This window comes from Paenibacillus hemerocallicola (genome assembly GCF_006265175.1).
Classification (GTDB): Bacteria; Bacillota; Bacilli; order Paenibacillales; family NBRC-103111; genus Paenibacillus_AB; species Paenibacillus_AB hemerocallicola.
This window is the reverse complement of record NZ_VDCQ01000001.1, coordinates 17,688-33,539: the sequence shown is the minus strand read 5'-3', so window position 1 is coordinate 33,539 and position 15,852 is coordinate 17,688. Positions and strand designations below refer to the sequence as shown.

Sequence of the window (15,852 nt, the reverse complement as noted above, 5' to 3'; positions counted from 1 at the left end):
CGCGGCAATATAACCGCAATGTTCAACCGTGCATCGACTTATACGTTTTGCCGAAAATCCTAGAGCATATTCACGAGGCCCCCCCACCATTTATGTTTCTATACAATCTCGCTTTCGAAAAGCATTCGTTGCGAATCGAATGTCCCGGACTCGATCCTATTCTAAAAAAGAGAAGTTTGAACTGTTTTCTTCTGCCGATATTCATATAAGATGAATCCCGAATATTTAAAATAAATACCTGCGGCAACAATATCCATATATTTCTTGTCAATTTCGATTCCGAACATATTGTCCGGTCCCTCTCCCGAGCCATAGTCCATTAGAAGCGGCTTCAAGCTCTCTCCATTTTTATCGAAAAAATGCCATTCCTCGATCGGATTATACGTAGAAGATGACTGGTTGTCTTTTATATCCCATATGTACAAAAACTCGCCGGACTGTTTTCTCATATGGGGGATCGCATTTAACCCGATATAAATGGATCTATCTCGGGCTATCACTTTGTCCAGATAGATTTCCGTATTGTGCAGAGTACCAAGATGGATATTGTATTCAGTCTCCCCATTGGTTTTTGGAATCCATTGAGGGTCGAAATAAAACTCGAACGAGACCGGCCTTTGTTTTTGAAAAAGATCGTATCCGTTTTTTTGAACGGCTCTTTCTAAGATGCTCTCATTACTGAAGTAGGATTTGTACGCAAATGCCGTCAGCAAGCATAGGACGACCGCAAGTATTATGTAATGAGCCCTTTTGAGCTTCAAAGTATCACCTCTTAACTACGCCTATGTAATCATTCTCCCTACTGCTATCATATAAACAGAGGACACTAAGGTCATTATCGTGATTAACACTGCCGCAAGCGCACGCTTCAGGAAGCTCGTACCAAACACAGTTATAGCTTTATAATTAATCAGCCATGCATAGATAATGAAGCCCCAAAATAGAATAAGACCTATTAATTTGACTATTAAATTCGTAGGCTCATCATCCATACCATCATAAAGAAAATATGAAATTAGACCTATTATTGGAAACGTAATAGCCATTGCCAAATTAATCAAGATGGCTTTAATATCATCTCACCGTTTCTGATTCTTGACATCGCGTAGATTCCCCAATACTATTGTCCACTTTTTAAAAATTTTCAAAGGGTATCGGATCCCAGACAACTCATCTGATCATCGCCAATTGTCCACCTGTTCAATAGGATGGAACCATTAAAATCACCTCTCTCCAAAAATTTCGTTTGCCGGTGGCACCCTTTTTCAAATCGAACTATACACGACCCGGATTCCTTTAAACTTTGTTTCCTTTTTAGACTCCTTATAGGAGCTGCCCGTTATATGGATTGTACGGTTATCGCTCCAACTGGCATTAAACGCTCCACCGGATCTATATACATTCCCACTTTCGTTACTTAATTGCGTTCCTTGCCCGATAATGGAAAGATGATAGCTGTAGTCCGTGGTAGCACCACAATTCCTTCTAAAAACGATCCATTCATATTGAGCGCTTCCCGGTTGTGCTTCCCGGGCAACGATTTCATTCGCGCACAGCGCCTCTGAAATTGCATGATTTGCAGCCCTAGTAGCAAGATACGAACCGCTGCCGAGTATCATGACGATGGAAATCAGAGCAATCGATAACGCCCGTATCCGAATGGTTCTTTTCTCCAATCGCTCCTCATCGTCCGAATCCCAATCTCCTTGTTTATCCATAGCAGATCCCCTATGTACTTTGTTGTTATTGACTCGATATGAAATGTACGACCCCAACCGTGATTAAAAATATTAAGAAGTATATTGCAAATAATGTGAGCGGATGTGCTTTGGACCGGATACCGGGATCGTTCACCGATTTGATCGTTTCCAACTGCAGCACTTCGTCGCTTTCCGGATCGCGTAATAATAAGGTCCTGTTGCGAATCTCTAGTGTAATGTTCCGATTGTATAGAAGACGTTCGATATCCTGTTTCGTTTCGAATAATTTACTCATTTCGCATCCTCCATTTGTTGTGAATCATGCGTGAGCTAATACTACTGGATCGAAAAAAGAAAAGCGATAAAGAAGTTTGATGTACTCTCTTCTCGATCGCCATATCGCCGGTATTCGGCGTTCCTTCGGGAAGCTTAGTCGTATGCTCACCGTCCGTGGATATATTTGCTAGTTTATACGCAGTATGTATTCAAATGTTTCATTATCCAGTTATCCCTATCCAACACCTTTCTATTTTCTATGCTTTAACGGAATGACAAGTTTTAGCGCCGACCACGTTTCATCTACTGCACAGACTTTAACATCCACCAGTTGATTATCCAATGCCAGCTTCCTGATCACGTCTTCATTCAAATCGGTAATGATCTTGGACGATTTCTTCGGCCATGAGACCCAGACCATTCCCGTCTGCTTGATGTGCCCTTTGATCGTATTCAAGTACTTCTCGATTTCCGATTTGCTATTGGCAAAAATATGTATAAAATCCATCTGCTCTTCATTCGGATCGGCCTTCTCAATAAAAGGTGGCAGCGTTCCGAGAAGCTCCCAATATGGGTCAGGCTCGTTTACTATACAAATTTTCGTTCCTTGCTTGATCCCAAGCTTCTGAATAAGCGGAGTTCCAGAATACCCTGCACTCATCCGATCACCTTTTCGTTACAATATTCCTTATTTGACAACTTTCTTACTTTTCAAGAAACCATTTCGGGGGCCCTCCGCAGGCAAAATCATGTGTTTCGATCGTGCCTTGAATCTTCTTCAGCATCTCTATGGTCTTCCGCCCTTGATATCCACCGATTAAGGTAGCGTGTTGATTTAGCGCCACGAACAAATTGTATTTCTTCCAAAACAGGTCGGGAATATGACCGTTGAAATAACCATGCACTTGTCCATACGCAAAAGGTTTACTAATGCAGCAAGTATATTTGGGAAGCTTAAAAAATTCTTCCCACGGGTCTCCCCAGTCAAACCTGCTAAAATCTATAACTCCAACCAGTATATTGTTATTAAATATCAGGTTCGACGGATGAAAGTCATCATGCTGAAAACATACCGGACTATCGCGCAGCAAGTCAAAGTTCCGTTCAATATAACTTTCGATGTAGCCTCGTTTATGAAAATCGATATTCATTTCCTTCACTTTCATTTTCTTCTGTACATATTTTGCATACCTGCGTTCAAACCAATTAATCGGGGTATCCGGAACAACCATATGGATCTTTTTTAATTGTTCTCCTGCCATGAGTCCCTGCACATATTGCTCTTCAATAGAAAGATTGCTTAAGATTTCATCTCCGCTATTGCCCTCCAAGTAAGGAAGCAATAAATAACATAGCTTTAAATCATAGTGGGCATCTATGCATACCGGCTTCTGACAGCATACGCCATTATTGTAATGAAGGTTTAGATAGCTATACTCTTCTGTTCGACGGGCATAGGAATCCAGTTCATACACACGCAATAAATAGATGGGACGATCCGATATGTACAAAATGTACTTCCTTGCATTCGAGTATCCTTTAGTTAGCGGTTCAACCCGATCAAATTCGACTTTATGTCGGATTTCCGCTAAAAGCCTTCGTATCTTCTCATCCATCTACACTTCTCCCCTGCCACCCACAAACGCAATGGCCTCACCCACTAAATCCACATCATAAAAAAACGGAAAACGATCGGCTTCTCGTTTTCCTCAGCCCATCTCTTTAACTCCTCTTCCCCTCTAGCTCTATCTGAATTTATAAATTTGAAACATAACCGTACTGGCACCATTGCTTTGCCCGTCAATCTTACTCCTATCCGATTCCCAAAGACCCGTACATCTTTTATATGATCTGCCTGTATTTGCTCACTGCCGTTAATCAAGAGAAAGTCGCTTTCAAACGTGATCGTCTTTTTCTTGGCTGTACTTATTACTTGGCATAGGAATACGACCAGTGTCTTATACCCGCTCGGATGTTGCACATGGAACTCCACAATCTCACCCTCTTCCATTGCCTCAACGTCCTTATAAATGACTTATTTCCTGCAAACAAACAGCCCTGAGTCTTTGCTGATCTGAATATAGCCGTGCTCGTTTTTCTTGCTCTCCAGAAATGGTATAAATGAAGCATAAGTCCCTTTTTCGATCAAATCTTTTTTAAATTCGGTCCTTATCGAAAAAATAAAATCCGCCAAGTCCTGCGCACTTGTAACCCGTAAATCCGATGGATACCTGACCAAACGAACATCGCCAAAATGGCCTCGAAGCTGCTCTTCTCCATTCTCCAAACCAAAAAACGTTGCATTCATCGGTTTTGTAAACGGAACCGAGGGATCGAATTCGGCAACAAAATCAAAAATCTCTCGAAGATGAATCCCGCCATTCGTTGCTGCATAGAAGACGCCGTCATCCCGCAAAACTCGTTGAACCTCCGCTAATGCTTTATGGATGTCCGGAACATGGTACAGCATATGGTTCGCTATGACAATATCGAATAAACCGTCCTCGGACTCGATATTTTGTATATCCATGACTTGGTATGCAACGTTTGACGCGTTCCGTGTATTGTGCTGCGCTTTTGCCAACATGCCTTCAGACATGTCCGTTAAAGTGATGCTCCACTTGTTGCTTATTTTGCAATCATTTTTTTCCCATAAGCTCGCAGTGCCACAACCAAATTCTATGATCCGGCTGTCTGCCTTGAAGATCATTTGATCGAATACCCATTCATGCCAATCTATCGGATTCGTGCTGTAAGCTTCATGCAATCGAATGCGAATATCCAAGTTGGATGAGTCCTTGTACTGATTTGTCAGAAATTCAGTTGAATTCGTTTTCATTTATAAAAACCCCTCTGTCCTTGGAATAATCACTCTAGCACCGCCGTCTTATTGTCCAAATAAGCTTGAATGATAGGAGTATGCGTTTCCGCAATATTTACCCGTTTCAGTGCCTCCTTCGAAAAAAAGGCAAGCTCTATCGATTCTTCGCTGCAAACAGCATGCAGTGGTTCCTTTCAATTGCCGCGACTACGCCGATACTCGTCGGTTGATTCGGCTTTGGCGCATCGGGATTTTTATAATAAAAGTTGGATTGGGACACGTGCCATGACCTCCTCTATTTCGAATCGAGTTACATGTTCGATTCCTTCAAAATTTGTCGAAGCGCCTTATCCAAGGTATCATATTTAAACGAATATCCCGCCTTCAGCAGCCTCTCCGGGATAACCCAACGGCTTTTCAAGATCAATTCGGTTTCGGTTTTCATAAAAAAGGCACCGATTTCGAGCATCCACTTGGATGCGGGCAATCCGAATTTTGCATGCATAGCTCGTCGTAAGCTGCCCATCAACTCCCGGTTCGTAACCGGATTGGGGGAAGAACAATTGAATACGCCGCGAAGCTCTTCGTTATCCCGCAGAAAAACAATAATGCCGAACAAATCTTCGATATGAATCCAACTGAACTTTTGATTGCCGGACCCTTGGGAACCACCAAGTCCGAAGCGGATCAAGTTTTTGTAGGGAGTCATGACTCCCCCGTCCTCACCCAATACGATCGCTATTCTTAAAGCGACTTGCCTCGTATTCGGCAATTCAAACGAGAAGAAAGCCTGCTCCCACTGTTTTGCAACTTCAACGGAGAAGCCCGATCCGATCTCTCCGCCTTCCTCGGTCATGGGCCGGTCCTCCGCATGTCTGTATATCGTAGCCGTACTGGAGTTGAACCATAGCGAAGGGGGCGCTTTGCATTGTAACAGCGCATTTCCAAGTATTTTGGTAGTCTCGGTTCTCGAATTCATAATTTCTTGCTTATTGTATGGGTTGTAGCGGCAGTTTACAGACCTCCCGGCCAGATTGATCAGCATCTCGGCATTTTCCATCGCTTCCACGATTTCCGCACTGCTGCTCCAAGAAATATGACCGTCTTTTCTCGAGATCATTTTCACCTCGTACCCGAGATCGTTCAATTGCCGTTCCAAATAGGCTCCGATAAAGCCTGTCCCACCGGCTATAACGACTTTTTTCTTCATTCGCTCCACTCATTCCTGTTCGTTCATTTAATGGCAAAACCTGCTTCGATATACTTTTGCAAATACTGGTTCAAATAATCAGTTCTCATCGCTTCGTCCGCCTCTATTCTCGGATCTATCTTTGTTGAAATTTGGGTAACCATTATTTTATCTGAAAAGATGCTGTGATGATTATAGCAGCTAGACTCATACAGCACTTTTTCAAGACAACTGGGGACATTGGAGGCAACGCCCTGATTGTCGGGATGCATGATCCAGCTTATTTCTTTCCAGTCCAATATTCCTTCCTCCGTTTTTATCGGAGTCACATATTCATACTCATCCGGGATTTCAGCCGCATATAAATACAAACCGCCGAAACCCGCTCCTTCTACTGTTGTCCACGTAATAAGACCTTTAAAAGAGAGCTCCGGCGATTCGATTTGCGTTTCTTCTTGGATTTCACGGAGCATCGATGATCGGGGCTGCTCCTCTTTCTCTATTTTTCCGCCAATCCCGTTCCAACACCCCATCCATGCCGGATGTTCGCGATTGAGCAATAAGATCTTGCTTCCTTGTCGGATTAAACATAACGTATATTTCAGCATCTTGGACTCCTCGAGTTTATCGATTTTACATGGGGCTGGAGAGTTTGCCCTCCATGAGTCTTTCCAGTACAGTTACGGACAGTTCCACAGACCGCCCCATATATTCAATTATTTGCTCCATCGTAAATACATTCAGTACACTGTTTACATTCGCATCGGTATAGACAAAGTCCTTTAACAAGTCCGGAATGAATGGAAGCACATCCGAGAATGCAAGCTCTTCGATATCCGTCCCTCGAAGACTGCCCGCCAAATGGTCCTTGATGTGGGCATTGCCGTACCATTCCAACAATTTTCCATTTAAATTCCTGAAATCTTGATGATATTTCTCGTAAAAATTCGGATTCCGATTGATTTGGTCCATAATCCAAGGCAAGTAAAAATTTTTCAACCATAGATCATCGGCAATTAAATGACACAAATACCCCAGTATGTATTCATTCCCGGCGTCTATAAAATGACGATACTTATTCATAAATGGTTCGTATCCGATATGTCTCGTAATCCCCTCTTCGTCCTTTATATAAAAATGCGAGCTTTCTTTGGGTTGTTTTGCATCTGGTGCAACTCCGCCAAGCACAAATTCGGATCGATTTCGTAACGGAATCGCATTGGCAACCTTATCGGCAATGATCAAATGCATGATTCGGGACCCCATTTTTAGTCCTCCTCTGTGATCGTTCTTATCTCGCTACTCCAGAATAAAACCGTTTTTCGAACTATTCCTCACAAAAGAAATTTCTTTAAATCGAATAGGTTGGTTATGATCCCATACGGTTTCAGCCCTTCCGGAACCGCCTCGCCTTTCTTGTTCAACCAAATCGCTTTCATTCCTATATGGATCGGACCTTGAACATCATTTTTCCACGAGTCTCCGACAAACAGAGCTTCTTCCGGTGCAGTATGCGTACAAGCCAATGCCTTTCCATAAATCTCCGGAGCAGGCTTCTCATAACCAACGTCCTCGGAAATAATAATGGCCTCATCTGAAAAAAGCGATTTGATTCCTAGCGCTTCAATCTTATCGTGCTGCCAGCTTCCGGTACCGTTTGTTACGATTCCCAGTTGATACGATTTCTTTAGCTCGATGAGAAACGCCAGTAATCCGGGACTCGCTTTCATAAATTGCTTGCTTACGCTTTTGTGCAAAGCATTGAACTCATCTGCCGTCTCTTCATCGATTTCACGATCGAACTCTCTCATAGCCTGTATGAGCCGGAAATTCCGGAAATCTCGCAAAGTAATTTCCTGCGCATGATACAGCTTCTCGTATATTTGATTCTTATCCCATAGACGTTGGAACAGCAGGTGGGGTTCGATTCCCCTCGTTGTAGGGTGCTTGCCAAATGTTTCGATCAGGCTGTCTTTCCAATAGTCATCAAAGTCCAATAGGGTATCGTCCAAATCGAAAAAAATGGTTTTTATGTCCAACGCCTGTTCCCCCTTGCAATTAGTCTTTTCGCTTCCTGACTCTCCGACTCGCTAATACCCCTAATGCTAAAATGAAAATAACAACGCTGCTGATCAGAACATTGCGGCTATAGTTGCGGGCATCCGCTGCGCCATCATTTATGTAGATTTCCGTTCCGCTTCCTAGCTGCTTCAATTCCTCTTTGGCTTTAGATATAGGTATATTTCCGCTGCAAAAATTCGTCTCCCACTCATGATCTTTACCTGGGTAAGCGTACACTAAATATGTCTCATTTTCTGTGAACTTGAAGTAGCATGAGGAAGCTTCACCATAGGTAAAAATAGTTATACGTTCCTTTTCGATCCCTTTCCATGCTCTATTTATTTCAAAAGTATATTCTCTAAATAGCTGTTGCTGAAATTCTTTTAGTTCACCTCGATTTAGTACCTTCCCCTCAAAAACAACCATAAACAGCTCCAATCTCTCTTTTGCATCTTCCCCCCCACAACTGCATGCATAAACTTCACCTTCCGGAATGGATACGACCGCCGTAAAAACGAGTACACAGAGTAGGATAGCTGAAACATATCGATTCATTCTCGCCCTCCCGCTTCATATGCGCTGTATGACTGCAACTTATCATGTTATAAAAAATAGTTTTTCCATAGTGATATAGGAATATTTTCTGAACGGATAGCGAACTTCCCCCACTTCTACATATCCATTTTTTTTATATAACGCTATGGCCGCCTCGTTTATTCGATATACATCGATTCTTATACTTGTATGTCCTTTGTTTTGCGCAAAATTCTCTGCATAGTTCAATAAAAGCTTGCCCAATCCTTGCCCTTGTCTGCTCGGATGAACGGCAAGCCGATGCATGCAACCGGGTTTTCCACGGGAATCTCGCCATACTAAGGATTGGTAGCTCTTACTCTGTTTATCGTCGAGAGTGACTACCGCGACATACTCGTTTCCTTCTTTTATTCCGTACATGGTACCGCTCTGAATATCGGATTTATGAATAAAGCGGTTCGGATAAATCCATTTCCACTGGTCGTTTTTCTCTTTGCTTAATGCAGCCTTGACTCCACTGAAAACGGCCAACACCGATGAATAATCTCTCATTTGAACTTGCTGAACGTTCATAATCCGCTACTCCTTTGCACGAGTTCCTATTGAAATTGAAACCGTTCCTTGATCATTTTTGCGACATCTTCCGGACTTAACTTTGTGTTATTGATTTTGATATAGTTTTTCTTATTCATTTCTCCATCATAAGTGTTTAATCTATGCTTCTCCATCGTGTTTAACAGGTCCCGTTCAGAGCGTTCAATGTTTCTTTTTGTAGGTTTATGCATCAATCGGTGGGGGCTTTTGTTGCGTTCCAGTCTTTCATCCGTATCCGCTTCAAGCTCGACATAATAAACGTCTCCACCCTTCGACTCGAAAATATTACTGATGTGATCGACATATTCCCAGTCGGATTGCAGGTCCAAAGCCCATACATATGTAAAAATCAATCCTTCCAAGTTGCTCTTCGATACTTCCTCGAATATTTCTTGTCGAAATAAACCGACTAACCGTCGTCCTTCCGCACAGCCATAACTAAAAAAGGGGGAAACGAGTTCAATGGTCATATGATTGTGAAAAAGCTTCAAATCCGTTATTTTTTCCAGCTCATGTCCCACTGTCATTTTGCCGACGGCCTGAGGTCCGAATATGATGATCAATTTCATAAATTCTCCCCCTTTAAAGGAATGATCGCTTCCTCGCGTATTCGTTGCAGTTCTTTAAATGCCCTCGGTTCTGACCGATCCTTATAAATATATTTTATAATATGTTCCGCACACACCATGATACTGGATTCATAGGTGTTGACTTCAAGATCGTACTTCCCATGATGATGGATCGTATCATATTGGGAGCGTGCTTTTCCGATCGTTCGATCTCCTCTGCTCCTTTCCCTTCGTTCGAGTTCTTCGATCGGGCAATTGACTTTAATGAAATAGACGGGATGGTCGGCCAGTAGTTCAACGCATCTGTTCAGCCATAGCTTGTTAATTAGTACATCGTCGACAATCACATTCATCCCTAGTTCCGACATCACTTGTATTGCTTGATACATCAACTCCATGGAAGGCCTGCTCAGAAGCCTTTTCCCTTTGGCATAGTCAATATCCTTATTTTTCGGATCCAGCCCCAACAGTCCCGCGAACATGTTCCCGATTTGATGATTGTACTGATCCAGCGACAGATAGTAATATTTCTCCGGAAGTACATCCAGCAGCTGTTTCGAAAGAGTAGTTTTCCCCGCACTCGAAGTGCCGTTTAAATAAATAATCGTTCCACCCAATGAGGCACCTCCCTTCGAAGAAGGATCAGAAGACTTGCTCGTTTACTTTTTCTTAGTATCTTTATCGGCTGAGTCTGCATATTCCTCCAACTCCTTCTCAATTTGCTGATTGATCTCCCTCAGTTCGTCCGTCTCCATTTCTTTTTCCAGTTCTTGTTCGATCTCCTCATTGGACATATGGAAATCATTCGGGTCCTCGATCCCAAGCTTCTCTTTGATTCTCTGTAAATCGTTTTGAATCTCTTTGGTTCTCATGTGGGTGCTTAGTACCATTCCGAAAATGAGCGATAGGAGGACAATGATTCCGTAAGGGCCAAGGAGCATCATGAACAGAACCGATAAGATTACAGCTGCGATAGTGCCGAATATAGCCATTCAGGACTCCTTCCACAAACCATGATATTCTTCTAAAATATTTTTCATTTTATTCAATTTTTTGGTTCTTGATGCAAAATAAATCCCACAATACAGTGGGATAGTTCAGCCTGCACGACGCACGTTCACCTGGATAGGGAAGATCATTGCTCTCCCTTCTTGCTCAAATCGGCTCCGGGTATTTCACGCCTTCCGCATTTCTGTCCCAGATGACATTGTCCAATTCGTAGTAGGGGATCCCGCAGCGTACTGAAAGTTCCTTCGCCAATGTCGATTTTCCGCTGCCGCAGGAACCGATAATTCTGATCTTGATGATCGATCAACTCCAATGTAGGTTGCCAGCGCTATTTTTTTCGGCCTTGCGTCGGCTTTTCAAGCGCATATAACTCATCGTCGATCTGATTGAATTTTTCATTGACTAGTACCTTGACGTCAGCCAGCGCCTTATTATATACATAAGGTCCCAGCTCTTTGATCATCAAATCGACGAGTTGCTCCGCCGCCAAACTACCGATCGTTTCCGATCTTTCTTCTTCGAAATAAGCTTGGACCGTCTTAATGAGCTCGGTCTTTTCTTCTTTGGGCAATTTTATCGAAATGATCATATCGTCCCTCCGTTATGTTCCATTTGATTTTTCATACTGTCGATGATTTCTTTCTCTTCCTATCATATAAAATTTGTCGGAGCCTGCGTAGTCCCGATTTTTTAATCCTCCTATTGCTACTATACGATATCTTTTTTATAAAATATAAGCTCCATGTCCTGGAACGGTTTGCGATTCGTCTCATGATAACCATTTCTCAGAAACATGTTTTGTGCGGGCAATTGTTTACTCGTCGTATCCAAAATCAGCTATCCAAAACTCCGACCAGAAACTCTCCGTCATGATGTAAATACACGGCTTCAATATGATGAATGTCTTGATCGAGCATTGGGTCGCCTATGCTTGCTTGAAACTGGCTCAAGCCATCGACATGCAATTTCACGACAGCTTCCTGATCTGCCGGTCGATATTGTCTAATCGTTAGAGACATCCGCAGCACCTCCTATAGTCAGAACAATTCCGACTGCGCAAACCATTTATCCAAATCTACCGATCCTTGCACGCCCAGCAATCTGTAAAAATATCTATATGCTCTCCTGCACTCGGACAACTCGGGTATACCCAGAATCGTCGTATATCCATTTAGAAACGAAGCGGACGATGCTTCATCCAATACATATTCAAGTCCGATAAAGTCAAATTCCCTGGGAGCTATCACATAAGCCTCTGTATCCACGATCGCTGTAATCTTTCCGGCTTCGGCAAGAAACTGGGACGGGTCCATATCCACCAATATCGGGCAGAAATGTTGCGGGTGAGGCAAATCATGGAGCTGCTCCAAGATAGGATCCAGGCTTGTCCTTATATGGCTATCGCTCGGGTATTCCCGTTCGGCAATCCCCTTCATGGCTTGCGCTAGCTTGTTATGGAATTCCTCCCGTTTTCCGACCTTGGTCTTCGCAAGATTTCCATAGAAACTGGATGTATTCAAATGTACTTTAGCCAACCACACACCGAATTGATATAGGAGTTCATGTGACTGATTTTTGAAGGAACTCAGCGCGTGGCCTTTCATTTTTTCTACAACAAGATATTCCCTTCCATCCATCTCTGCCCATGACAAAATTTTCGGTAAGGCAATTTCCGAGACGGTTTGCAGCAATTTGGAATTTTCTTTCATGTAGATCATATGTCTCGGATCGATCCCGAACATAAACTTGCATCCCCACCAAAATTCACGGTCCGGCTCATTCCGCCATCTGGAAGAACGAACGACCACTTCTTGCGAAGCCGTTTTCACTAGCCATACATCACTAGCGTGGCCCGAATAGCCGGGATCGAGTATTTGTATCTTTTCAATGGGCTCATCGAATAATTGCTGGAGATTGGAGTATTTCATAAGCTCACCTATTCTGGTGTAAATTTTATCTACTTCTTATCACAGTGCTTGGTTTTTTTAAAGTATTTTTACTAGCTTTGAGCTCTTCTTACGGCATCTTGGGTAATTTGCCAAATCGCTTCATACTTGCGGCCATTCACAAACAGCTCGCACAAGATTGGATCACTGGCACTTGTACCGCCGTTCCTTCCTGTAGGGGGAGCACAAGGCTGCCCGAAATCGACAAGCCTTGTGCATCGTTCCTTTCTCAACCGCACCGAGCGGGAAAATCGCTGTCGCTTCTATACCGGCAAGCCGATATACCGGTTCGTATCCTGAGCCGTCGTCCCGGTTACCTCGGTTGAATCGGGCAGCACTACTGTGCAGGTACCAGCGATCGTCCGAACGAGTGCATCGGCGTTGTAGGGAGCGGTATATGCGTTTTTCAGGCAAGCCTCCTTCAGGCCGGTCATATCGGTTCGCCGCAGCATGAACGTATTGTTGTGCGCCTGGATGCTTGTGCGGGCGGAGGGCCGGAACAGCCGGACCCCGATTTTGTTGGCCGCATGACAAATAAACGTGTTACCCTCAATCAAAATATGGCGCAAATCGCCGACATCGTCGCAGTCGAGGTACACGGCATAGGCACTGCCGGTTCCATTGGCGGTGTAGTCCTTGACCGTATTGTTCCGGATCGTAATCCGGTCCATATCTCCTCTCATCTCGATCGCCCGGCCGAATCCCTTGATCATGTTGTCCTCGATGGCAATGTCGAAATTCGTGCTTAACCGGCCACTGATCACGATCGTTCGCAGCTGGATGCCGATGCCGCCCGCCCGGTTTTGCGCATTTTCCATCCAGTTGCCGCTAATAATGCCGCTGTTCGCCTGGTTGAAGATCGTCACCGCTTGCGTAAGCTGGTCCTTGATCACATTGCCCTCGATTACGAAATCCTGGCTGCGCTGCGTCACATTGACGCCGTTGCCGTAGCCCTGAATCGAGAAGCCGTCTCCGTTGTTTTCCAAATAATTGCCGAGGGCGGTCGTTTTCCGCGAGCCGCATAGCCGTACCGCATGTTGGGAGGATTGCCGGACGATATTGCCGAGCAGCAGGCAGTCCTCGCCGCGGATCACCTCGATTCCCGACCCTTCCGACGTATTGACTACGACATTATACAGCATGCGCGTTCCGGAAGAGTTGCCGCTGGTGCCGCCGCCTGCGCGAATGCCGCCGTCGTCGGCGTTGTCGACCCAGCAGTATTCGATTACTGTTCGCAAAGCGTGCTCCATAATAATGCCATGGCGTTCCGTATCGCCGCCGTACGCGCTGTCGGGGGCGCATATGTTTTTGAGCTTCAGGTGGCGAATCTGGACGTCATTCACCAAATTGCCTATCCGGATTCCATGCTGCGCCAGCGCCTGGTATTGCAAAATGGTTGCCGTATAACCATCGCCCTGCAAAATCGTACCCGAAGTCGGCGTCAATGTCCGGGCCAACCGATATGTACCGGCCGGCAAAATGACCAGTTTATTGGCGGCGCCGTTTAGCAACGTTTGTAGTGCGTTGGAATCGTCATGTCCGACGTAGACGCCCGATACGGAAGATACGGCATTGTGGGCCAGTGTGATCGCACTGCCGGTGATCGCGGTAATCGTAGATAGTAAATAATTTCCGTACTGCGCCACCTCGAGCCTCCCGTTAGCGCCGGTCGTACCCGGAGAATACGTTGCGTTCTCCCCGCCCTTTGCCCCAGTCGTATTCGCGATAAAAAACACGACATTGCTGTTGATATAGCCCGTCGCCGCCGTCCAGTTCGCAAAGGTCCGTCCCCGCAAAGTCGAGGCGATGCCCCTGGCGGTCGTCCTCACTCCCTTCGTCAGCGTCACATTGGCAGACACTCCGGTTCCCTGGCCGTACAAAAACGAATCGCTGCGAACACCGGGTAAAACGGACGTTAGCGTCACCGCGCTTCCCGAACCCCCCGCCGTCCAGCCCTCCAGAAACCAGCCGCGAATCCGGCCCGCGATATCTGCCGCCGTTTCCCCGCTTGTTACCGGAATTAAAAATTCCACCGTATCCAGCACAAGCGCAATATTTCCGGTTACGGAGCTGCCCGACGCAAAGTTTACCTCCACCACTTCCGGGCTCGCCGTTACATGGACCGTTTGCGCGGTTTCCCCGGGCAGTTGGACCGAGACCGTTCCCGACGCAGTCGGCTCCGCCTCGACTACCAACGTAAGCACCTCTTTGCTCGCAGCTCCCGCTCCTGCAATGAGGATGCCTTGCCCCGTTTGGAAATCAATCGGCGAAGCGACGGTGAGCACCGCGTTCCCCGAGGCGATGCTGCCGGTTGTGGTCTGTCCCGAGGCGGACACGTTGTAGTCCGTCGCCACCACCCGCAGCGCCTCTGGACGACGATCTTGCGACGGTGCGGCGAAACGTTTGTACCGTTTGCCGTCGGTCGTGACGATCACCTCGATTCCGTTATCCGCAGAGGTCGTATCGGAAGCATCGTATACAAAATGCCCCTCTTGCCCGCTGTCGGTCACAAAATAGACCGGCTTCGGATGAGACGACGACAACGCGCGCAGCTCGGCGATCGACACTGTTGCGACATAACCGATGCCCGACGCAGGAGCGTTCGGCCCATAGACGGATTCGGTCACGCTTCCGTAGGCAAGGGAAGCGCCCGCGAACTGGCCGGCTGCAATCGTCGCTCCCGCCGCGCCGAGGGAAGCGAGCAGCGCTCTGCGGCTGATCGCTTTGTCCGGATGGTTGGTAGTCACCAGTAAATTCCTCCTCTGTTTCGGTCTTGCCCCCAATCTTCGCTGCAAAGACACGGGCCAATACAGGGCGCACGCCGGCTATGAACCGGCTTTATGTTTATATCCGGCATTCCGTCAAAATAGTACTTCATATTGCCGATCGAAGTGCAAAAAAAGCGGCCCGTGGAATTCATGATTTCGACAGATCGCTTTTTGCTAATGACTTATGGTTTGATGCCTTTTCTGCAGCGGGCTTTGAGCTTTAGATCGTATATCTACCTTTTTCGCATTTGCCCGCTGAATGGAATGAATGTATCCGTTTGCTTCATTTCCGTATACCAAATTAAATACATAAACATCGTTATACATTGAGTAACAAAAAATCCAATTCCATACGGCCCCGAACCTATAATTTGTCTATAGAAAAC

General features: G+C 45.4%; 19 protein-coding genes. All 19 read right to left on the bottom strand.

From position 1 onward, the window contains the following. Window positions 1–161: 161 nt before the first annotated feature. The 19 genes from FE784_RS00200 to FE784_RS00105 all read right to left on the bottom strand — a co-directional run bounded on the left by FE784_RS00200 (window position 162) and on the right by FE784_RS00105 (window position 15,445). Window positions 162–761: a hypothetical protein gene (locus tag FE784_RS00200; protein WP_139600100.1), complete on the bottom strand. Its 600-nt coding sequence runs from the start codon at window positions 759–761 to the stop codon at window positions 162–164. A gap of 504 nt (window positions 762–1,265) precedes the next feature. After that, the gene (locus FE784_RS00195; protein WP_139600099.1) at window positions 1,266–1,718 is read right to left on the bottom strand and encodes a hypothetical protein; all 453 of its coding nucleotides are present in this window, start codon (window positions 1,716–1,718) and stop codon (window positions 1,266–1,268) included. Between the two features lie 508 nt (window positions 1,719–2,226). Beyond that, window positions 2,227–2,637 (bottom strand): DUF3052 domain-containing protein, encoded by a 411-nt coding sequence (locus FE784_RS00190; RefSeq protein WP_139600098.1) that lies wholly within the window; start codon window positions 2,635–2,637, stop codon window positions 2,227–2,229. Between the two features lie 43 nt (window positions 2,638–2,680). After that, the gene (locus tag FE784_RS00185) at window positions 2,681–3,592 is read right to left on the bottom strand and encodes an aminoglycoside phosphotransferase family protein (RefSeq protein ID WP_139600097.1); all 912 of its coding nucleotides are present in this window, start codon (window positions 3,590–3,592) and stop codon (window positions 2,681–2,683) included. A gap of 44 nt (window positions 3,593–3,636) precedes the next feature. Beyond that, window positions 3,637–3,987: a hypothetical protein gene (locus tag FE784_RS00180; RefSeq protein WP_139600096.1), complete on the bottom strand. Its 351-nt coding sequence runs from the start codon at window positions 3,985–3,987 to the stop codon at window positions 3,637–3,639. Window positions 3,988–4,011: 24 nt separating this feature from the next. Next, the gene (locus FE784_RS00175) at window positions 4,012–4,815 is read right to left on the bottom strand and encodes a class I SAM-dependent methyltransferase (protein WP_139600095.1); all 804 of its coding nucleotides are present in this window, start codon (window positions 4,813–4,815) and stop codon (window positions 4,012–4,014) included. Between the two features lie 292 nt (window positions 4,816–5,107). After that, window positions 5,108–6,007, bottom strand: a complete 900-nt coding sequence (locus tag FE784_RS00170; protein WP_139600094.1) for a TIGR01777 family oxidoreductase — start codon at window positions 6,005–6,007, stop codon at window positions 5,108–5,110. A 23-nt stretch (window positions 6,008–6,030) separates the two neighbouring features. Beyond that, entirely contained in the window at window positions 6,031–6,594 is a 564-nt protein-coding gene (locus FE784_RS00165; RefSeq protein ID WP_139600093.1) for an NUDIX hydrolase, read from the bottom strand. A 25-nt stretch (window positions 6,595–6,619) separates the two neighbouring features. Next, the gene (locus FE784_RS00160; RefSeq protein WP_139600092.1) at window positions 6,620–7,252 is read right to left on the bottom strand and encodes a zinc dependent phospholipase C family protein; all 633 of its coding nucleotides are present in this window, start codon (window positions 7,250–7,252) and stop codon (window positions 6,620–6,622) included. 68 nt (window positions 7,253–7,320) lie between these two features. Then, window positions 7,321–8,025 (bottom strand): HAD family hydrolase, encoded by a 705-nt coding sequence (locus tag FE784_RS00155; RefSeq protein WP_139600091.1) that lies wholly within the window; start codon window positions 8,023–8,025, stop codon window positions 7,321–7,323. A 19-nt stretch (window positions 8,026–8,044) separates the two neighbouring features. Then, window positions 8,045–8,602: a hypothetical protein gene (locus tag FE784_RS00150; RefSeq protein ID WP_139600090.1), complete on the bottom strand. Its 558-nt coding sequence runs from the start codon at window positions 8,600–8,602 to the stop codon at window positions 8,045–8,047. Window positions 8,603–8,644: 42 nt separating this feature from the next. Then, the gene (locus tag FE784_RS00145; protein WP_139600089.1) at window positions 8,645–9,154 is read right to left on the bottom strand and encodes a GNAT family N-acetyltransferase; all 510 of its coding nucleotides are present in this window, start codon (window positions 9,152–9,154) and stop codon (window positions 8,645–8,647) included. Window positions 9,155–9,180: 26 nt separating this feature from the next. Next, a complete protein-coding gene (locus tag FE784_RS00140; RefSeq protein ID WP_139600088.1) occupies window positions 9,181–9,744 on the bottom strand; it encodes an AAA family ATPase in 564 nt (187 codons plus the stop codon). Further along, entirely contained in the window at window positions 9,741–10,361 is a 621-nt protein-coding gene (locus tag FE784_RS00135) for a chloramphenicol phosphotransferase CPT family protein (RefSeq protein ID WP_139600087.1), read from the bottom strand. The genes FE784_RS00140 and FE784_RS00135 overlap by 4 nt, the downstream gene beginning before the upstream one ends. 42 nt (window positions 10,362–10,403) lie before the next feature. Beyond that, the gene (locus FE784_RS00130; protein ID WP_139600086.1) at window positions 10,404–10,736 is read right to left on the bottom strand and encodes an aromatic acid exporter family protein; all 333 of its coding nucleotides are present in this window, start codon (window positions 10,734–10,736) and stop codon (window positions 10,404–10,406) included. Window positions 10,737–11,080: 344 nt separating this feature from the next. Continuing rightward, window positions 11,081–11,341 carry a DUF2164 domain-containing protein gene (locus FE784_RS00120; RefSeq protein ID WP_246131829.1) on the bottom strand — a complete coding sequence of 87 codons (261 nt, stop codon included), beginning with the start codon at window positions 11,339–11,341 and terminating at the stop codon, window positions 11,081–11,083. Between the two features lie 244 nt (window positions 11,342–11,585). After that, window positions 11,586–11,771, bottom strand: a complete 186-nt coding sequence (locus FE784_RS00115; protein WP_139600085.1) for a hypothetical protein — start codon at window positions 11,769–11,771, stop codon at window positions 11,586–11,588. An 18-nt stretch (window positions 11,772–11,789) separates the two neighbouring features. Continuing rightward, window positions 11,790–12,680 (bottom strand): phosphotransferase, encoded by an 891-nt coding sequence (locus FE784_RS00110; RefSeq protein WP_139600084.1) that lies wholly within the window; start codon window positions 12,678–12,680, stop codon window positions 11,790–11,792. A 281-nt stretch (window positions 12,681–12,961) separates the two neighbouring features. Then, window positions 12,962–15,445 carry a glycosyl hydrolase family 28-related protein gene (locus FE784_RS00105; RefSeq protein ID WP_139600083.1) on the bottom strand — a complete coding sequence of 828 codons (2,484 nt, stop codon included), beginning with the start codon at window positions 15,443–15,445 and terminating at the stop codon, window positions 12,962–12,964. Window positions 15,446–15,852 lie beyond the last annotated feature (407 nt).